Source organism: Peptoniphilus harei (genome assembly GCF_900454685.1).
GTDB classification, from domain to species: domain Bacteria; phylum Bacillota; class Clostridia; order Tissierellales; family Peptoniphilaceae; genus Peptoniphilus_A; species Peptoniphilus_A harei.
Genome location: NZ_UATM01000032.1, coordinates 505913 through 525693 on the forward strand (window position 1 = coordinate 505913; position 19781 = coordinate 525693).

Genomic DNA, 19781 nt, shown 5'->3' on the forward strand with positions numbered 1-19781 from the left:
GTTTACTCCTATGCATCTATATAATCTGCATAAACTGCATTTTCTGTTATAAAGTCTCTTCTTGGTTCAACTTCTGATCCCATTAGGATTGAGAAAGTGTCATCTGCTTCTGTTAAATCGTCTATATTAACCTTTAAAAGAAGCCTGTTGTCTGGGTTCATTGTAGTCTCCCAAAGTTGTTCTGGGTCCATTTCCCCAAGACCCTTGTACCTCTTTATGTTGACCTTAGAATCTTTGTATTCTTTAAGGGCAAGTCTAAGTTCCTTTTCATTGTGACAATATCTTAAAATCTTAGTTCCCTTTTCTATTCCATAAAGTGGAGCTTGGGCAACATAGACATGTCCCTCTTCTATTAGTGGCTTCATGTATCTAAAGAAGAATGTTAGTAGAAGAGTCATAATGTGAGCACCGTCAACGTCGGCATCGGTCATTATTATGATCTTGTCGTATCTTAATTTTTCTAGGTTAAATTCTTCTCCAATCCCTGTTCCAAAAGCTGTAATCATGGCACGGATTTCTGAAGAATTTAGCATCCTATCAAGCCTTGCTTTCTCAACGTTCATAATCTTACCCCTAAGAGGTAGGATTGCTTGGTAAGCTGAGTCCCTGCCGTCCTTGGCAGAACCACCAGCAGAGTTACCTTCGACTAGGAAGATTTCATTTCTCTTTGGATCGTCATTTTGACAGTCTGCAAGCTTGCCTGGAAGGGTCATGGATTCAAGATTATTTTTCTTTCTTGTAAGGTCTCTTGCCTTTCTGGCAGCTTCTCTTGCACGTCTTGCTGATAGAGCCTTGTCTAGGATTTGCTTTCCAACTCTTGGATTTTCTTCCAAGAAAATTGCCAATTCTTCAGATAAAACTGAATCTACAACTCCCCTAGTTTCAGAATTTCCTAGCTTTGCCTTAGTTTGGCCTTCAAATTGTGGGTCAGGTAATTTTACACTTATAACTGCAGAAATACCTTCTCTTACGTCTTCACCAGATAGGTTTTCTTCCTTTTCCTTTATAATATTATTTTTTCTACCATAATCATTTAGGGTCCTTGTTAGGGCTGACCTAAAACCAGAAAGATGGGTTCCACCTTCTTCAGTGTTAATATTATTTGCAAAAGAAAGCACAACTTCTGAGTAGGAGTCTGTGTATTGGATTGCAATTTCAACTGCTGTCTCTTCCCTAATTTCATCTATGTAGATGATTTCATCATGGACTGGCTTTTTCTTTGCATTAATAAATTCAACAAAGGATTTTATTCCACCTTCATAGTGAAAGACTTCCTTTAAGTCTTTTCTCTCATCTATAAATTCAATTTTTATCCCCTTATTTAGGAAGGCCATCTCCCTAAATCTCTTGGATAAAACTTCATCAGAAAATTCTACAGTTTCAAAGATAGTATCGTCTGGTTCAAAGTAAATTGTTGTACCAGTATCATCTTTTTTAGTTTCTCCAATAACTTCTAGGTCACTTTTTCTGTGTCCCTTGGAAAATTCTTGCCTGTAAATTTTTCCATTTCTTTTTACAGTTGCTACTAATTTATTTGAAAGAGCGTTAACTACAGATACACCAACACCGTGAAGTCCACCAGAAACCTTGTAGGCAGAGTTGTCAAACTTACCACCTGCATGAAGGATTGTAAGTACTGTTTCTACTGTAGACTTACCTGTTTGTGGATGGATGTCAACTGGTATACCTGAACCATTGTCAGTTATTTCAACGCTTCCATTTTTATTTATTTTTATAATAATATGATCACATATACCGGCAAGAGCCTCGTCAATGGAGTTGTCTACAACCTCATAAACTAGGTGGTGTAGACCTCTTGGTCCAGTAGATCCAATATACATACCCGGTCTTTTTCTAACGGGGTCTAGTCCTTCTAAGACCTGTATATCCGACGCGTCATAATGTCTTTTGTCCTTTGCCATTTTTTCTCCTGTTCTTTTACAAAATCCTACCTTGACTCACCCTATAAAAATTGGCATCAACGGATTTTAGAAATTCGTCAGCCTCTGTTGTGGTGATAAAGGTCTGTAAATCTTTTAGTGAATGTAATAAGTATCTACTTCTCTTAGAATCAATTTCCGAAAAGACATCATCAAGTAAAAGTAGAGGCTTTGTTTTATATAAATCTCTTATAAGATCTGCTTCAGATAATTTTAAACTCAAGACTATAGATCTCTGCTCTCCCTGGGACCCATAAGACTTAGAGGAAAATTTATTTATCTTGAAGTCCAAGTCATCCCTGTGGGGCCCAATTGTTGTGTATCTCTTCTCAAGGTCCTTTGGGAGGGATTCCTTTAATATTTTCAAATAATTTTCCATTAGCTCTTCCTCGTCCACGAAAACTGGTACTGTAGATAGGTAGGTTATATTTAAATCGTCTCCAGATAAGTTTTTATAATGTTTTTTGGCAATTTCATTTAACTTTTTAATAGTCTTTAACCTCATTATAATTATCTTGGTACCATTTTTTACGATTTCCCTGTCGTAGACATCTAGAAGATTTCTGTCCATGTTCATCTTTAGAAGCTTGTTCCTCTCGAACAAAAGTCTCCTATACTTATACATATAAAAATCATAATTTAGGTCAATATTTGAAAGCAGGTCGTCTAAGAATTTTCTTCTTTCCTTGGGTGAATATTTTATTATATTCAAATCTTCAGGATTAAAAAGCACTACAAATCTAGATTTTCTGTATTCTTTAGTATTTACCTTGTCATCGTTTATAAAAAGTTTCTTGTTTTCAAACTTTGAAATTTCAATCCTGTAGTCGTCCTTGTAGTCCTCTGTCATGTATCTTGTAATAATACTTGAGGAATTTTCATCTATATTAATGAGGTCATTGTCCTTTAGGCTCCTAAAAGAAGTGGCCCTTATAGACATGTAAATTGATTCCAACAAGTTGGTCTTTCCCGAAGCATTTAGACCATAGAGAACATTTATATTTTCACCTGGAATAAAATCTAAACCCTTGTAATTTCTAAAATTAAAAAGTCTTAGATGGTTGAGTTTCATTTTTCACCAATTATAAAGTCATTTCCCTCAAAAGAAATTTTGTCTCCCTTGTATAATTTTTTTCCTCTCCTAGTTTCCACTTCTCCATTAACCATAACAGCACCTTCTTGGATAAGGGTCTTTGCAAGACCACCTGATTCACAAAGGTTTGTTAGTTTTAGGAAGGAATCTAGTTTTATAAATTCAGTATTTATTTTAATTGTTTCCATAGTTACCCCGCAAGTCTTACTGGTAAGACAAGATATATATAGGAATCATTTTCTTTTTCTGTAATTATTAGTGGGTTTACTGAGTCAGTGAAATTAAGGACAATTTCATCAGATTCTAGTATCTTAACCCCGTCTAAAATATATCTTGAATTAAAAGCAATATCTAAACTTTCATCATGTTCTGATGTTTTAACTTTTTCAAAAACATCTCCAATTTCTGAATTACTTTTTATATCAATATAATTTTCAGCTACATTTAATTTTATTAGGTTGGCTCTGTCTTCTCTTGCAAGAAGAGATGCCCTTTCCACTGCAAGTTGGAATTCTCTCTTTGATACAGATGTAGAAATCTTGTGTTCATCTCTTAGAAGAGCACTGTAGCTAAAAAAGTCTCCACTTAATAAAGTTGAATAAAATACAGTATTGTTAAACTTAAAGACAATATTATTTCTTGAAATATTTAACTTAAGATTTTCTTCATCATCAACTATCTTTACAAGTTCATTAAGTGACCTGGATGGAATTATAATTGAATTTTCAATTCCAGTTTCCTTTTCAAGTTTTTGTATTGCCATCCTAAATCCATCTAGGGCAACAAAATTTATAAAGTTTTTCTTTATATCCATTAGGACACCTGTAAAGACAATTCTTGATTCGTCACTAGAAACGGCAAAAGTTGTCTTCTTTACAATGTTTTTTAGGTCCTTAGCTGACATATCTATAGTGATATCTTCTTCTACTTTTGGTAGGTCTGGATATTCATCAGCCTTTTGTGTGGATAAGTTAAAGATTGAATCACCACATTTAAGGTTCATCATATAATTTTCTACATTTATATTTATAATGTCATTTTCAAGTTTTCTAATAATATCTCCAAAGAGTCTTGAATTTATTACAATTTCTCCTTCTCTTTCAACAATTGCCTTAAGCTCAGTCTTTATGCTTATTTCTGTATCTGTTGCAGTAAGAGTAAGAATATTATCTTTGGCTGATATTTTTATACCTTCAAGTATTTGCATAGTCGTTCTTTGAGAAATTGCTTTTTGAACTATGGAAATATGTTTTGTCAGTTCTTTTCTGTTAACCTTTATTAGCATTTTTTCCTCCTAGAAAATAGTATATTAATCAGTAATAGTAGTAGGGCCTGTGGATTTGTTAATAAGTCCCTAAAAGTTATGAGTTACAATAAAAATTTCTCTTGATAAGTTGTGGATAAGATTGACACTTATAAAAACTTATCAACAGCTAAGATTTTATCTCTTTTATTAAATTAGTAATCTCAATTTTAAATACAGGATCATCTTCTAAATCCTTGCTTATTTTGTCGTAGGCATGAATAACAGTAGAGTGGTCACGTCCACCAAATACATCTCCAATCTTAGGAAGGCTAAGATCAGTTAGTTCTCTTGTTATATACATGGCTATTTGTCTTGGATAGGCTATAGCCTTGGTCCTTTTTCTAGAATTTAAATCATCAAGATTTAGTCCATATTTTTTAGCAACTTCAGACTTTATATATTCTGCAGTTATTTGTTTTTTGGCCTTAGTTTCGTAGATATCCCTAAGGACTATGGCAGCAGATTCAACGGAAATATCTGAATCTGTTAGCTTTGAATAGGCCATAACCCTGGATAAGGCTCCCTCAAGTTCTCTTATATTGCTTCTGACATTTTCTGCAATAAAGTTCATTACCTCTTGGGAAACCTCGAATCCTTCAGAATCGGCCTTTTTCCTCAAAATTGCAATCCTAGTTTCAAGATCTGGAGGTCCAATATCTACTACAAGACCCCAGGCAAACCTAGAAATAAGCCTTTCTTCAAGGCTCTTGATATCCTTAGGCGGTTTATCAGATGTAAGGACAATTTGCTTATTTTGCTCATGGAGCTCATTAAAGGTATGGAAAAATTCCTCCTGAGTCCTGTCCTTATCAGCTATAAACTGGATATCGTCTATAAGTAGAAGGTCAACCTTCCTGTATTTATTCCTAAAGTCTTCATTCTTATTAGTTTGGATTGAATTTATAAGCTCGTTAGTAAACTGCTCACTTGTCACGTATAAAATTTTCTTTGTAGGATCTTGTTCTAGTACAAAATGTCCAATTGCATGCATTAAATGGGTCTTTCCAAGTCCTACACCTCCATAAATGAAGAGGGGGTTTGAAAAGGCATTTTGCGGATTTTCGTAATTTTCAGAGACAGCCAAAGCTGCTGCATGGGCGAATTCATTGCTCTTGCCCACCACAAAGGTATCAAAAGTGTATTTTGGGTTTAGCCTTGATATGCTTAAGAAGTTCTTATTTATAAGGCCTGCAGGGTTTTGGTCTGTTGCTTCATCTTCTGAAATTATGCTTATATCAAAATCAATTCCCGTAATCTCATTGAGGGCTTCCCCTACGAGGTCAAAGTGCCTCTTATTATTTACAAGATAATCTCTTATAAAGGGAGAGGGAACTGTGATTATGATTTTTTCTTCATCATAATCAATTGATTTTGGAAGCATTCTGGAAAACCAAGTGGAGTATGTAACTTGAGACATTGATTTTTTTTCAAGTTCTTTTAAGAAAGACTCCCACATAGTGGAAAGTTCCTTGTCCATATTTCCTCCTTATTAACAATTTATATATTGTTGATAAATAACAGTTCATAAATCTATATACAATTGTGAGTAAACTTGTGGATAAGTAAATATAAACAATATGATTTTGGTTGAATTGTTGATAGATTGCCTAAAAAATTTGCTAAATCACAGTTTTTAGAAAAATAAAAATAAAACTATCAACATCTTATCAACAGATTGTTAATAACTTTATTTATAAACAGGTTTATTATTATCTACATATAACTCACAATTATCCACATATATTTTAACAAATAAGACTATACTTATCAACAATAAGGGCTTTGAATGAACTCTCATAAATTATTTAATATTTATATTTTTTTGGTTTTGAAAGTTAATTAATTGACTATATTACTTGACAAGACTCTAATTTGTAAATAAAATGATAAGGATAGAAAGAGGTGAGAATTTTGAAAAGAACTTATCAACCAAAAAACAAACAAAGAAAAAGAGAACACGGTTTTCGTGCTAGAATGAGAACAAGAGCAGGTAGAGCCGTAATTAAGGCAAGAAGAAGAAAGGGCAGAAAGAAACTTTCAGCTTAGGTTTTATAATGAAGGATTGTTATTTAAAAAAGAATAGTGAATTTCAAAGGGTTTATTCTAATAAGAAGATTTCTGGATCTAGATACATCACTCTTTTTACTGCTAAGAACAATAGAGACTATCCGAGATTTGGCATTACTGCCACAAAAAAAGTCGGCAATGCAGTAAATAGGAATTTTATCAGAAGAAGATTAAAACACCTTTTAAGAGAGAATTCTCATAAAATAAAGCCTGGATACGATTATGTATTTGTCGCAAAGAAGGATGCATGTGATTCGGACTTTAAAGACTTTAAGAATTCTTTTTTTTCTGTTTTAAAAAGACAAAAGAAGATGGTTAAATGAGTAAAATTTGTATGATTTTAATAAGATTTTATCAAAGGTTTATTTCAACCTATCTTCTTCCAGGAAGACACTGTAGGTTTGACCCAACCTGTTCACAATACAGCTACGAAGCCTATGAGAAGTATGGATTTTTTAAGGGAACTTATTTGACTATAAGGAGAATCTTAAAGTGTAATCCCTTCCACAAGGGCGGATACGATCCTCTCATTTAAATTGGAGGAAATTATTAATGCATTTAATTAGTACTATACTTGGTACTTTTGTTAGATTCATCTATGATGGTCTAGCAGCAATTATACCACAAGAACCAGCTGCAATTTCATTTTTTGCACTTTCAATTATAATTGCAACTATCATTATTAAGCTTTTGATTTTGCCACTAAATATTTCTCAGATGAAAAATCAAAAGAAAATGGCAAAACTTCAACCAGAGCTTACTAAGATTCAAAAGAAGTACAAAAACGACCCACAAACTTTGGCTGCTAAGCAACAAAAGCTTTATAAGGATGCCAACTACAACATGGCTGGAGGATGTCTTCCAATGATTATTACCATGGTTGTATTGATTGCCTTTTATAGGGTCTTTTTGAACCCACAAACCTTCGCTTTTACAGATCCAGGTTTTTATGAAGCAATGAACAAGAACTTCTTTTATATAGAAAATATTGATCATGCTGACAAAACTTTAATTATGCCTATTATAGCGGCAGCTTCGACTTTCTTAGTATCCTTTATTACTACTAAGAACCCTGCAACTCAAGGAGCAGGTGCTGATCAAGCTAAGTCAATGATGTCTACTATGATGGTTGTAATGCCAATTTTAATTTTTTCAATGGCAAGAAAATATGCAGCAGGACTTGTAATTTATTGGACTGTTTCCAATATTTTTTCAATAGGTCAACAGCTCATAACTAATAAGATTGTAGAAGATGAAATTGAAGAAGTTGAGGTTAAGGACAAGTAATGAATTATGTAATTAAGACGGGCAAAACCGTAGATGAAGCAGTAAGAGAGGCTCTAAATGAATTAAATATTACAAGAGATAATGCTGAAATTGAAGTCCTTGATGAGGGTCAAAAGGGTTTCTTGGGACTTATTGGTTCTAAGGATGCCACTGTAAAAGTTTGGCCAAAAGTAGATGAGACAAAAAGCATCTTAAATGAAATATTTAATGAAGAAATTGAACCAGAGACGAGCCAAGAAGTAGTTCAAAATACTGATGATGAACTTGAAATAGAAGACGAAGAAGTTTCCACAGATGAAGTTCATATGGAAGAAGCTATTAAGACTCTTGATGAAGAAAATGAAGAAATCTTAAGTGCTGCAAGAGAATTTTTAGGAAAAATCCTTGAAACTCTTGAACTTGATAATATTGTGGAAATGGAATTAGAAAATAATACTCTAAATGTAAATGTCAACGGAGATGAAAATAGACTTGGAATTTTAATTGGAAAAAGAGGGGTAACTCTTGATTCTATCCAATATATTTTAAACTTAATTGTTAATAAAAAATCTTCAAGATACATTAGGGTCAACCTTGACTCTAGTGGCTACAGGGATAAGAGAAAGAAGACTCTTGAAAATCTTGCTGGCAAAATGGCCAACAAGGTTCTTAAGACTGGTAGGTCCATAAAGCTTGAACCTATGAATTCTTATGAAAGAAAGATTATCCACACAGCTTTACAAGATTTTGAAGGAGTACTTACTCATTCAGAAGGAAAGGATCCTTTTAGAAAAGTAGTAATTCAAAAAGAGAGAGAATATTGATAAAGAGGGCTTTATTTTAAAAGCCTTCTTTTTTATTTGTCTTAATTGTAGTAATATAATCTAAAAGGAATGATAAAATGGGAAATTTAAATGATACAATAGCTGCTATCTCTACAGCAATCGGCGAGGCCGGCATTGCTGTAGTAAGAATGAGTGGCGATGATTCAATTAATATAATAGATGAAATTTTCAAATCTGCCAGTGGAAAAAAGATGGCAGAGGCTGAAAATAGGAAGTTTTTATACGGTCATATAGTTGACGGAGATAAACAAATCGATGAAGTCCTAGTTGTTAAGATGAAGGGACCCCACTCCTATACAGCAGAAGACATTATTGAAATCCACTGCCATGGTGGTGTGGTATCTGTAAAAAGGATTCTTAACTTAATTCTTTCTAAAGGTGCAAGACTTGCTGAAAAAGGTGAGTTCACTAAGAGGGGCTTTTTAAATGGAAGAATTGACTTAACTCAAGCAGAAGCCGTAATTGACATGATTAAGGCAAAGACTGACTTGTCTTTTGACATGGGTTTAAATCAATTAAGTGGTGCCTTGAGTGAAGTTCTTAATAAATTAAAGGACGAACTTGTATCTATGCAGGCTCTAATTGTTGCAAACATTGACTTTCCAGATGAGGATATTGAGGATGCTGCCTATAATGACCTTATTGAAAGGTCCAACAAAATCCTTGATAAGATGGATAATCTCTTAGATAATTCAAAGAATTCAAGGCTTTTAAGGGATGGAATAAACACAGTTATCCTTGGAAAACCAAATGTTGGTAAGTCCTCTCTTTTAAATGGTCTTTTAAAATATGACAGGGCCATAGTCACTGATATTGCTGGAACAACTAGGGATATTATAGAAGACTATATAAACCTCGATGGTGTCCTATTGAAGATCACAGATACAGCAGGAATCAGGGAAACTGACGATGAAGTTGAAAAAATTGGTGTAAATATAGCCAGAGAAAAGCTAAAGGAAGCTGACCTTGTTATTGCAATTTTTGATATTTCTCGTGAGTTTGACAAGGACGACGAAGAAATTTTAAATCTAATAAAGGACAAGAAGCACATCACTATTTTAAATAAGGATGACTTGGAACAAAAGATTTCTGATGAAGAAATAAAAAAATACTTCAAGGATGATTATTTGAGACTTTCTGTAATGGAAAATGAGTCAGTAAAAAAGATAGAAAACCTAATTATTGACCTCTTCTTTGACGGAGAACTTCAAATATCCTCTGATTCAGTCCTTTCCAATCTAAGACATATAAATGCCTTAAAGGAAGCAAAAAAATCTCTTTTAGAGGTAAATGAGAGCTTAAAGAAAAAGGTCTTTTTAGATTTAATTGAAGTTGACCTAGAAAATGTAATAGGCCACATTTCTGAAATAACAGGAACAATTACAACAGAAGATATTTTAGACAGGGTATTTTCTGATTTTTGTATAGGAAAGTAGGTAAAGATGTCAGACGTTAAATATTATGAAGCGGGAGACTTTGACACAGTAGTCATTGGAGCAGGCCATGCTGGCAGTGAGGCTGCCCTTGCCTCTGCAAGACTTGGTGCAAAGACTCTCCTATTATGTATAAATTTAGATTCAATTGCGCAAATGAGCTGTAATCCAAATATTGGAGGAACTGGAAAGGGCCACCTAGTTCGTGAAATTGACGCACTTGGTGGAGAAATGGCTAAAAACATTGACAAAACTTTTATCCAATCTAAGATGCTAAACACATCTAAGGGACCTGCAGTTCATTCGCTTAGGGTTCAAGCTGATAAGAGAAAATATCACGAAGAGATGAAGAGAGTTCTAGAAAATGAAGAAAACCTCTATCTTGTGGAAGATGAAGCTATAAGAATTTTAAAAGAAGGTAATAAGGTAAGTGGAGTTTTGACAAGAAATGGTGCAAAATACAATACCAAAGCTGTTGTAATCTGCAGTGGAACTTATCTTAGGGCAAGGATTTTTATGGGAGAAGTTAACTTCTCATCTGGTCCATCTGGTTTTGGACCTGCCAACCACCTTTCTTCTAGTTTGGAAGAAGATTTTGGAATGGAACTTCAAAGGCTTAAAACTGGTACACCAGCCAGGGTCCTAAGAAGTTCTATTGACTTATCTGTTATGAAGGAACAGGCTGGAGATGAAGAAATCATTCCATTTTCCTTCTTAAATATTGATAAGAAATATGATATTGACCAAGAACTTTGTTACCTTACTTACACAACTAAGAAATGTCACGAAATTATAAGGGATAATATTGAAAGGTCTGCCTTGGCCCTTGGAGACATTGAGGGAAAGGGCCCAAGATATTGTCCATCTATTGAAGACAAGGTTATGAGGTTTGGGGACAGGGATTCCCACCAAGTATTTATTGAGCCAGAAGGACTTACTACTGATGAAATGTATATACAAGGTGTTTCCTCTTCCCTACCTGTTGAAATTCAACAAGAGTTTTACAAGGAAATAATTGGGATGGAAAACTGCAAAATCCTTAGACCTGCCTATGCCATAGAATATGATGCCATTGATGCAACTCTTTTAAAGAGAAGTCTTGAACACATGGACTATGAAGGTCTTTTCTTTGCAGGACAAATAAATGGGTCCAGTGGTTATGAAGAAGCAGGAGCCCAAGGCATAGTTGCAGGTATCAATGCAGCTCTAAAGGTCCAAGGAAAAGATCCCTTTATCCTAGATAGGTCTGAAGCTTATATAGGCGTTTTAATCGATGATCTTGTAACCAAGGGAACTCGTGAACCCTATAGGATGATGACATCAAGGGCAGAGTACAGGCTAACACTTAGACAAGACAACGCAGACCTCAGATTGACTGAAAGAGGAAGGGAAATTGGTCTTGTAGATGATGAGAGATATGAAGGTTACCTATACAGAAAAAAGGCAATTGAAGATGAAATAAAGAGAATTAAGAAGATTCAAATCAACCCAACTGCTGAAAACAATAAGATTTTAGAGTCACTTGGATCTACTGAGACTCAAAATTCCTTTAGTCTTTATGAAATGATAAAAAGGCCAGAACTTGATTATAAAAAACTAGAAGTCTTTGATCCAGATAGACCTCCTGTCCGTGAAGATGTAATAAGAAATATAGAAATAGAAATAAAATACGAAGGATATATTAAGAAGCAAGAAATCCAAATCAAACAATTTAAAAAGCTTGAAAATAAGAAGCTTTCAAAGAACCTTGACTACAAGGCTATAGATGGTCTTAGGATTGAAGCAAGAGAAAAGCTATCTGATATTAGGCCAGAATCTATTGGTCAAGCATCGAGAATAACTGGAGTTTCACCTGCTGATATAAATGTCCTTCTTATCCACTTAGAACAAATGAGGAGAAAAAATGTTAGTTGATTATTTCAAGGAATATGACCTTGATACAAAAAATATAGATAAGTATGAGAGATATAAAAAATTAATCCTAGATTATAACCAACACACAAATCTTACAAGAATAACTGAAGATGATGAGTTTAATGTAAAACACTTTTTGGACTGCCTAAGCCTTATAAAAACTGGAAAGTTTAGCGGAAGTGAAAAAATTATAGACATTGGAACAGGAGCAGGATTTCCTGGAGTCCCATTAAAACTCTACAATGAAGAGCTCGATGTAACCCTACTAGACTCCCTAAGAAAGAGGATTGACTTCTTGGATGGAGTTATAGAAGACCTAGGCCTTAAAAACATAAGGGCAGTTCATGCAAGAGCAGAAGAAGTTGCAAGGACAGATGAATATAGAGAACAGTTTGATGTTGCGGTATCAAGGGCTGTGGCCAACCTATCAACTCTTACAGAATATGCAATGGGTTTTGTGAAAGTCGGTGGATATTTCATATCTCAAAAAGGACCAGAGTATAAAGAAGAAATTAAGAATGGCAAAAGAGCAATAGAAGTTATGGGTGGAGAAGTTGAAGATGTAATTCACACTCCCCTACCTAATGATATTGATCACTATATAATTGTAATAAAAAAGGTAAAAGCTACTGACAAGAAATATCCAAGAGGTGAAGGTAAACCTAGGAAGTCTCCCCTATAAGTTAGTTATTTACACAAACAAACACAAAGAAAAAATTAAGGCTCCACGTGGAGCCTTTTTGCTTGCAATAAAACTTAATATTTCGATAAATTATTATGCTCCACGTAGAGCATTTAGTATAAATATTATTTGTGCTCTACGTAGAGCATGAGGCTAAAATTAGAATAAAAATTTTGCACTAATACTTTCCTCATCTTTAAAATGCTTCTTAAACATGATATTATTAATTATATAGAAATGAGGTAAGAATATGTCTGTTGTAATTACAGTTTTTAATCAAAAGGGTGGTGTTGGAAAGAGCACCACAGTCATAAATTTAAGTTCAGCATTGGCTCTAAGAGGCAAAAAAACTCTAATAGTGGACATGGATCCCCAAGGAAATGCTACATCGGGCCTTGGTCTATATGAATTTGACAATATGATTTACGATTTTTTAATAGATGAAGAATTGGATTCGATATATCCAACAGGTTTTTCAAAACTTGATATAATCCCATCAAACTCGGAGTTTGCTGGAGTGGAGATAGAACTAGCAAGGCACGAAGATTGGCAATTTAAATTAAAAAAGATGATAGATAAGGTGAAGGACAATTATGATTTTGTAATTATAGATTCACCACCTTCTCTTGGAATCCTATCAATGATGTCACTTGTGGCAAGTGATAAGATTTTAGTGCCAGTCCAATGTGAATATTATGCACTTGAAGGAGTATCTCAACTTATGGACACTATGACCCTTGTAAGGGATAACTTTAATCCAAGCTTGAGCCTACTAGGTGTTGTAATGTGTATGTTCGATGGAAGGACAAACTTATCTAACCAGGTAGTTGAAGAAGTTCAAAAGCACTTTGACAACAAGGTATTTAAAACTTTTATACCAAGAAATGTAAGATTGGCTGAAGCTCCAAGCTATGGAATGAACATATACGACTATGACAGCAGTTCTAAGGGGGCTAAGGCTTACACAGACCTTGCCAAGGAAGTTATAGGTGAGATAAATGACTAAGAAAAAGGGTCTAGGAAGAGGAATTGGAAACTTTCTAAATTCCAGTGAAAAAATAAGAGAAGTTATAGAAGAAGAACGCTCCAAACTTATGGAAATTAGCACTTCTGATATTGTTGCAAACGAGGGACAACCTAGGAAGAACTTTAATGAAGAAGACCTAAAAGACCTAGCAGCTTCGATTGAAAAATACGGTATAATCCAACCACTTTTATTGAAGAAAAAAGAAGATAAGTATGAGATTATAGCTGGAGAAAGAAGATTTAGGGCTGCAAAACTTGCAAGTTTAGAAAAAGTCCCAGCAATTGTAAAAGATATTACTGACCATGAATCTTCAAGGATTGCTATAATAGAAAACATTCAAAGAAAGGACTTAAACCCTGTTGAAGAAGCCATGAGTTACAGGCACCTACTAGATTCACAAGATCTCACACAAAAGGAACTTGCAGAAGAAATAGGCAAATCTAGACAATATATAGGTAACACTATTAGATTATTAAATCTTGACCCAAGAGTCTTAAAACTTCTTGAAGAAGAAAAAATATCTGTATCCCATGGTAAAAAACTTCTTTCTATTAAGGATGGAGATAAGCAATATAAAGAAGCCATGAGGATTATAAAAGACTCTCTACCTGTAAATAACAACAAGAAAAGTGTAAAAAAACCAAGGGTTCAAGAAAAAGAAGACATATTCTTAGAAGACATGAGAAGCCAAGTGGAAAGGTCTCTTGGAACAAAGGTTAATTTCAAAAAAAGAGGTAAGGTTGGAAAAATCGAAATAGAATATTATGGAGAAGAAGACCTATCTAGGATTCTTGATCTAATTTTGGCTAGAGAGTTGGATTAAATATGAAGAGATTTTACACAATATACCTAGTATCAGCCTTTTCAGACAGGCCATTTATGGGAAATTCTACAGGCGTTGTCATAGATGATGGAAGACTCACAGACCTAGAGATGAAAAACATAGCAATGGATATAAATCAATCTGTTGTAGTTTTTGTTAGACAACTAGATAGGGATAGATATCTCACAAGATTTTTCACACCAGATGGAGAAATCAACCTTTGTGGTCACGCAACTATTGCAACTTTTTATGCCCTTGCAGAAAATGAATACATCATGTCCAAGGAAGATGGGGTAAAAAATATTATCCAACATACAAAGATTGGAAAGATTCCAGTAGAGCTTGATTACAAAAATTCTAAGATACAAAATGTCTATATGAATTTAAATGTTGAATTGAGGGAAAAATACGAGGCCCCAGAAGGCGTTTTAAGAGCTTTAAATTTAGGTCCTAATGATATAGGTCTAGAAATTAAAGAAAGCTTAAATATGGAGAAAATATCCACAGGAACCTGTGATATCCTTGTTCCAGTAAAAAATGAAGAGATTTTATCGTCTATTAGCCTAAGTAGAGATGAAGCAATAAAAATTTCTAGAGAAGAAAAGATAATTTCCATCCATGCTTTTACAACACAAGATGGAAAAGAAATTAAACAAAGAACCTTCTCACCAATTATAGGTGCTGACGAAGAATTTGGCAGTGGAACATCAACTGCAGCCACAATGCACTACCTAAAGGCAAATGACCTTGCAAAGAGCGACTCTATTTTAGCAACTCAAGGAGATTATATTGGAAGAGTTTCAAAGGTTATAACTAGCCTGGGAAAAAATGATAAGAAAATAAGGGTCGGTGGAAGGGCCTACGTATTTATGAATGGAGTTATAAATTTATAATGGGAAGAAGACAGAAAAAATCAAATAGATCAAGGTTAGTCCTTGTAATATTCTTTGCCATCCTAGTTTTTTTTGGAGGTAGCCTAGTATCTTCTAGAAATAAGATAGTAGATATAAACCCAAGAGACGTTGATTATATCGAGATAATAGGCTTTAAAACTGGCAATATGAAGACAATTAAGGATAGAAAAATAGTTACTAAGATATGTAAGGACTTAAACAGCCTAAGGGGTAAACAAGCCAACAAGGATACCAATGGCGAAATTGCAAATTACATCAATGTTTATTTCACAAGTGGCAACAAGATTTCCTTTGTTAAGACTGGACTAACTATTAGGGTTAACAATATTTATTACAATGTAAGTTCAAGAAACTCTAAGATGATTGACGAAATAATAGAAAAATATGGAAGATAAACCTGGTGGCTTATGCTCACTGGTTTTTTATTGTAAAAAATTTGTGGATAAATTTATATTAAGTGCTTGTTGATAAAAAATAAAAATCTAAAAACTATTAACAATTTCTTATTTTTAGAGAAAATTGCGAATTATAATCAACATTTGTAGATAAGAAGAGGAAATTGTGGATAAAAAAGCTTGAAAATTAAGTAAAAAACTAAGGGAAGGGCACTTATCCACAGAAATAACTTAAAAAAACTCTTTTCTTTATAAATTTCATAAAAATATAGTCTAAGATAAGAATTACTCCCTTTCTTAGACTATATTTTTAATAAAAAAGACCCGACTTAGGTCGAGTCTTTTTTATATTACATAGTTTTTTTGTCAACTGGTAGGAATGAATCCACAATACCAAGGATAAGAGCACCAACAACAGCACCAAGAACTGATACTGTAAATCCATCAACAATTTGACCTGTGATGAATAAAATTATTGCTGCAACAACAAATCCTACTGCACCTCTACCAAATGGTGAAGCGTCAACTCCTGTGAACTTATTGATTGCCCAGTCCAAAATTCCTATTACAATAGCTGCCATAATAGCTGTAGAATAACCGTCTGTTTGAATTCCAATGGAAAGTGCAGAAGTTAGTAAAACAGCTAATCCACTTACTAAAACTTTAATAATTAAACTAATCATAAATGATTCCTCCCTACTTAATATATAACCAAGGAAATGGAAATTAAACAATTTATATTTAAATTTATATCTATCCAAGACAATTTGTGGTATAAAAATAAGAGGAGGTAGACCATGAAACACGTGAAAATAGAAGTATTTATCCCAAGAGAAGACAGCATAAAATTAATTGATAAAATTAACGAAAAAGGTTTCTTAAAAGAAGAAAATTATGACTATTGTTATGCAGAAACATATGTTAAAGGTCATTTTAGGCCAATTGAAGGGGCAAACCCCTATATAGGAAGCCTAAATAAAGTTGAAGAAGTAGAGGAATCTAAGTTAGAATTTAGGATAAGAAGAGAAGATTTAGAGGAAGCTATGAAAATTATAAGGGAAAATCATCCCTATGAAGTTCCAGTGATAAATATAATTGAATTAATAGATTTGAATTTGGAGATATAAAAGTAGAATTAATAAAAATATAGACAAAGAAATTGAAAATCAAACAAAAAATATTTTGTGACTAATTCTACTTGGTGAATTTAAAATTTATAAAAAATATAAAGCTAGAGCCAATTTATTATGATCAAAAAATTGAAATCTAAAGAAATTTGAAATAGGAAAAAAACTTCCATAAAAAAATCACCTGCTAATGCAAGTGATTTGTGGCGTCCACGAGAGGAGTCGAACCTCCGGCCCCACGCTTAGGAGGCGTGTGCTCTATCCAACTGAGCTACGTAGACCTATAAAATTATTGTATATAAATAATGAAGAAGTGTCAATATTTTATGACACTTCTTTTTAAATCTTAGTTTATTAACTTAAGCAGCCTTCTCAATATTTACAAAAATTTCTTCAAAGACCCTCTTAAATTTATTGATTATTCCATTTTCATAGACCTTGTCCTTAACTATTAAGTCACTTTCAAAGACTAGCTTGTCACCCTTATAAAAGGATATCTTACCAACTGAGGAACCTGCCTCGATTGGTGCCTTAAGGTCTTCATTTATCTCAACCATTTCCCTGTACTTATCTCCTGACTTAGAAAGTATGTAGCCAGTTTCCTTTTGATAAATTGGGATATTTTCATCTTGAGAGTGGAGGACTTCTATGGTCCTTACTTCCTTTTCTGTGTCACCAATGGCATTGTAGCCGTAGTCTTCGAAGCCTTTTGTCATAAGTCTTTTGCAGGCAACGAATCTCTCAAAGTCAGAGTTGGAACCTGTAGTTATTCCAATAAGCCTCATGTCCTTTGACTCGTCGTCAACACCCTTTTCAAGTCCAGTTAAGATTACACACCTGCCCGCTGCATTGGTGTAACCTGTCTTTAGACCATCAACTTCAGGGATAATGCCAAGGACTGGGTTGGTGTTGTATTCTATAAAATTCCTTTCAGGCTCTTCTAACTTAGTTATAGAAGTGTATTTTAAAATCTCTGGATGAAATTTTATAAGTTCTGATGCAAGCTTAAACATTTCCCTAGTTGTCATCTTGTTATAGTCAAGGATTTCATAATTTGTGAGTCCTGTTGGGTTTACCATTAGGGCATTTTTAAGTCCTAAGTCTTGACACTTGTCGTTCATCATCTTGACAAAGGCATCTGTAGAACCTGCCACATGCTTACCTAAAGCTGTGATTGCATCGTTACCTGATACAACCATGGAAGCTTCAATTAGCTTTTCCACTGTGACCTTGTCGCCTTCTTTTAACTTAAAGGAAGATCCTGTTAGGACTGCGGCCTCCTTATCTATTTCAACTTCGTCATTAAGGGATATGGATCCTTCTTGGATTTTATCTAAGACTACAAATATTGAAACAAGTTTGGAAGTTGATGCCATGGCACGAATCTCATCTAGGTTATGACCTTCTAAGATTTCACCAGACTTATAATCTCCCAATAAGTAAGACTTAGTGAGGCCTTCTAGAGGGACCTCTTCTAATTTTTTTATTTTTTCAGCCTCATAAAGGTTGGCCTTTTGGACACCTTCCTTTGTAGGGACTAAAATATTTTGGTTTCTAATTGTATTTGGATCAATTTCTTTTTCTTCAGCATTTGTATCTGTGGCATCTGTTGTATTTTCACTAGTTGCCTTTATATTATCAATTGGTGCTTTTGTTTCTTCTGCCAAAACATTTATAGGAGCAGAAAAAATCACAAGTCCAAGAGATAAATATAGAAGTAATTTCTTCATCATGCACCTCGGGAAATATTGTATCAAATTATAAATAAATTGTAAATTAAGTAGACTTTATAGGCCTGGATAAACTTCTAACTTATGGGTAATTATTATCATTGTAAGGGCAATATGATATAATGAAATTTGTAAATTTTAAAATAATCTATGAGGAGACTATATATGGATAAACAAAAAATAGAAAAAGCTGTTGAAATGATAATTGAAGCAATTGGAGAAGACAAAAATAGAGAAGGTCTCTTAGAAACTCCAGCAAGAGTTGCGAGAATGTATGAAGAAGTTTTTGCAGGACTTGGACAAACTGCTGAAAAGCATCTATCCAAAACTTTTGAAATAACAGAAGACAACATTGTTGTTGTAAAGGACATTGAATTCTACTCAATGTGTGAACACCACTTCTTACCATTTTACGGAAAGGCTCACATTGCCTATATCCCAAATGAAAAGGTAGCAGGTCTTTCAAAACTTGCAAGAACTGTAGAAACTTATGCAAAAAAACCACAACTACAAGAAAGACTTAGCATAGAAGTTGCAGATGCCATGATGAAGTATCTTGAACCAAAGGGAGTTCTTGTAGTTATAGAAGCAGAGCACATGTGCATGAACATGAGAGGGGTTAAAAAGCCTGGCTCAAAGACTGTAACATCAGTAGCTAGAGGAATTCTTGAAACAGACGAAAAGCAAAAACAAGAAGCCTTTAGACTAATTGAATTTTAATTAGATTTTAATGAAAAATACAGACCTTATTCTCAAGAGCAAGATTTATAATGAATATTTAAATGAACTTGAATATCTTGAAAGGGACAGGTTCTTTTGCAGGCACAACTACGAACACTTTGTGTCAGTTGCAAGGATTTGTTACATCCTTAAGCTAGAAGAAGATGTAGATGTAGACAAGGATATGATTTATTCAACAGCCCTCCTCCACGACTTGGGGAGGGTAATTGAAATAAAAGAAGGGATAAATCACGCCATTGCCTCAGTTGATCTTGCTAGAGAAATTTTAAAGCTAACAGATTTTTCAGATGAAGAAAAGGAAAGAATCCTAAATTGCATAGGAGCCCACAGGAGCAAGGACCTGGCAGAAGATGAATTTTTCAATATCTTTTACAGGGCAGACAAACTTTCGAGGCCCTGCTTTAGGTGTCCTGCCTACAAGGAATGCAATTGGAGCTTTAACAAGAAAAATCACACAATAATTTATTGATGGGAGTAT

Annotated in this window: 22 protein-coding genes and 1 tRNA gene; 15 read left to right on the plus strand and 8 right to left on the minus strand. The window is 34.0% G+C overall.

Annotation, left to right across the window (positions count from 1 at the left end; genetic code table 11):
* Positions 1-8 precede the first annotated feature (8 nt).
* The 5 genes from gyrB to dnaA all read right to left on the minus strand — a co-directional run bounded on the left by gyrB (position 9) and on the right by dnaA (position 5816).
* Complete coding sequence (gyrB, locus tag DRZ96_RS03860; RefSeq protein ID WP_112889644.1) at positions 9-1922, minus strand: DNA topoisomerase (ATP-hydrolyzing) subunit B; 1914 nt, start codon at positions 1920-1922, stop codon at positions 9-11.
* Between the two features lie 16 nt (positions 1923-1938).
* Complete coding sequence (gene recF, locus DRZ96_RS03865; protein WP_112889645.1) at positions 1939-3012, minus strand: DNA replication/repair protein RecF; 1074 nt, start codon at positions 3010-3012, stop codon at positions 1939-1941.
* Positions 3009-3221, minus strand: a complete 213-nt coding sequence (yaaA, locus tag DRZ96_RS03870; protein ID WP_070701449.1) for a S4 domain-containing protein YaaA — start codon at positions 3219-3221, stop codon at positions 3009-3011. The genes recF and yaaA overlap by 4 nt, the downstream gene beginning before the upstream one ends.
* Before the next feature lie 2 nt (positions 3222-3223).
* On the minus strand, positions 3224-4318 hold the full coding sequence (gene dnaN, locus DRZ96_RS03875; RefSeq protein ID WP_112889646.1) for a DNA polymerase III subunit beta: 1095 nt from the start codon (positions 4316-4318) through the stop codon (positions 3224-3226).
* A 148-nt stretch (positions 4319-4466) separates the two neighbouring features.
* Complete coding sequence (gene dnaA / locus DRZ96_RS03880) at positions 4467-5816, minus strand: chromosomal replication initiator protein DnaA (protein ID WP_112889647.1); 1350 nt, start codon at positions 5814-5816, stop codon at positions 4467-4469.
* 434 nt (positions 5817-6250) lie between these two features.
* On the opposite strand from dnaA, the gene rpmH reads away from it, so the two are divergent.
* From rpmH to DRZ96_RS03940, 12 genes are all read left to right on the plus strand, one after another.
* Entirely contained in the window at positions 6251-6385 is a 135-nt protein-coding gene (rpmH, locus tag DRZ96_RS03885) for a 50S ribosomal protein L34 (RefSeq protein ID WP_005955298.1), read from the plus strand.
* An 8-nt stretch (positions 6386-6393) separates the two neighbouring features.
* Entirely contained in the window at positions 6394-6729 is a 336-nt protein-coding gene (gene rnpA / locus DRZ96_RS03890; RefSeq protein WP_083315525.1) for a ribonuclease P protein component, read from the plus strand.
* Positions 6726-6941 carry a membrane protein insertion efficiency factor YidD gene (yidD, locus tag DRZ96_RS03895; protein ID WP_070701457.1) on the plus strand — a complete coding sequence of 72 codons (216 nt, stop codon included), beginning with the start codon at positions 6726-6728 and terminating at the stop codon, positions 6939-6941. Before rnpA ends, yidD begins: the two co-directional genes overlap by 4 nt.
* A gap of 17 nt (positions 6942-6958) precedes the next feature.
* Complete coding sequence (locus DRZ96_RS03900) at positions 6959-7693, plus strand: YidC/Oxa1 family membrane protein insertase (RefSeq protein ID WP_112889648.1); 735 nt, start codon at positions 6959-6961, stop codon at positions 7691-7693.
* Positions 7693-8496 (plus strand): RNA-binding cell elongation regulator Jag/EloR, encoded by an 804-nt coding sequence (jag, locus tag DRZ96_RS03905; protein WP_070701474.1) that lies wholly within the window; start codon positions 7693-7695, stop codon positions 8494-8496. Before DRZ96_RS03900 ends, jag begins: the two co-directional genes overlap by 1 nt.
* A gap of 77 nt (positions 8497-8573) precedes the next feature.
* Positions 8574-9953 (plus strand): tRNA uridine-5-carboxymethylaminomethyl(34) synthesis GTPase MnmE, encoded by a 1380-nt coding sequence (gene mnmE / locus DRZ96_RS03910; protein ID WP_112889649.1) that lies wholly within the window; start codon positions 8574-8576, stop codon positions 9951-9953.
* A 6-nt stretch (positions 9954-9959) separates the two neighbouring features.
* A complete protein-coding gene (mnmG, locus tag DRZ96_RS03915) occupies positions 9960-11864 on the plus strand; it encodes a tRNA uridine-5-carboxymethylaminomethyl(34) synthesis enzyme MnmG (RefSeq protein ID WP_112889650.1) in 1905 nt (634 codons plus the stop codon).
* Positions 11854-12546 (plus strand): 16S rRNA (guanine(527)-N(7))-methyltransferase RsmG, encoded by a 693-nt coding sequence (gene rsmG, locus DRZ96_RS03920; protein WP_112889651.1) that lies wholly within the window; start codon positions 11854-11856, stop codon positions 12544-12546. The genes mnmG and rsmG overlap by 11 nt, the downstream gene beginning before the upstream one ends.
* Positions 12547-12796: 250 nt before the next feature.
* Positions 12797-13552 (plus strand): ParA family protein, encoded by a 756-nt coding sequence (locus DRZ96_RS03925; RefSeq protein ID WP_070701482.1) that lies wholly within the window; start codon positions 12797-12799, stop codon positions 13550-13552.
* A complete protein-coding gene (locus tag DRZ96_RS03930) occupies positions 13545-14396 on the plus strand; it encodes a ParB/RepB/Spo0J family partition protein (RefSeq protein WP_112889652.1) in 852 nt (283 codons plus the stop codon). Before DRZ96_RS03925 ends, DRZ96_RS03930 begins: the two co-directional genes overlap by 8 nt.
* A gap of 2 nt (positions 14397-14398) precedes the next feature.
* Positions 14399-15289, plus strand: a complete 891-nt coding sequence (locus DRZ96_RS03935; protein WP_070701485.1) for a PhzF family phenazine biosynthesis protein — start codon at positions 14399-14401, stop codon at positions 15287-15289.
* A complete protein-coding gene (locus tag DRZ96_RS03940) occupies positions 15289-15705 on the plus strand; it encodes a hypothetical protein (protein WP_070701487.1) in 417 nt (138 codons plus the stop codon). Before DRZ96_RS03935 ends, DRZ96_RS03940 begins: the two co-directional genes overlap by 1 nt.
* A gap of 350 nt (positions 15706-16055) precedes the next feature.
* Here DRZ96_RS03940 and DRZ96_RS03945 read toward each other — a convergent pair whose 3' ends face one another.
* Entirely contained in the window at positions 16056-16388 is a 333-nt protein-coding gene (locus DRZ96_RS03945) for a phage holin family protein (protein WP_070701489.1), read from the minus strand.
* A 114-nt stretch (positions 16389-16502) separates the two neighbouring features.
* Here DRZ96_RS03945 and cutA point away from each other — a divergent pair, with 114 nt between their 5' ends.
* Positions 16503-16832, plus strand: coding sequence for a divalent cation tolerance protein CutA (cutA, locus tag DRZ96_RS03950; protein WP_070701491.1), 330 nt, complete (start codon positions 16503-16505; stop codon positions 16830-16832).
* A gap of 204 nt (positions 16833-17036) precedes the next feature.
* Here cutA and DRZ96_RS03955 read toward each other — a convergent pair.
* Positions 17037-17113, minus strand: a tRNA-Arg gene (locus DRZ96_RS03955).
* Positions 17114-17191: 78 nt separating this feature from the next.
* Positions 17192-18562 carry a D-alanyl-D-alanine carboxypeptidase family protein gene (locus DRZ96_RS03960; protein ID WP_112889653.1) on the minus strand — a complete coding sequence of 457 codons (1371 nt, stop codon included), beginning with the start codon at positions 18560-18562 and terminating at the stop codon, positions 17192-17194.
* 165 nt (positions 18563-18727) lie between these two features.
* Between DRZ96_RS03960 and folE the strand changes: the two genes are divergently transcribed.
* Both folE and DRZ96_RS03970 read left to right on the plus strand, forming a co-directional pair.
* A complete protein-coding gene (gene folE / locus DRZ96_RS03965) occupies positions 18728-19282 on the plus strand; it encodes a GTP cyclohydrolase I FolE (RefSeq protein WP_070701494.1) in 555 nt (184 codons plus the stop codon).
* 10 nt (positions 19283-19292) lie between these two features.
* Positions 19293-19772: an HD domain-containing protein gene (locus DRZ96_RS03970; RefSeq protein WP_112889654.1), complete on the plus strand. Its 480-nt coding sequence runs from the start codon at positions 19293-19295 to the stop codon at positions 19770-19772.
* Positions 19773-19781: the final 9 nt, after the last annotated feature.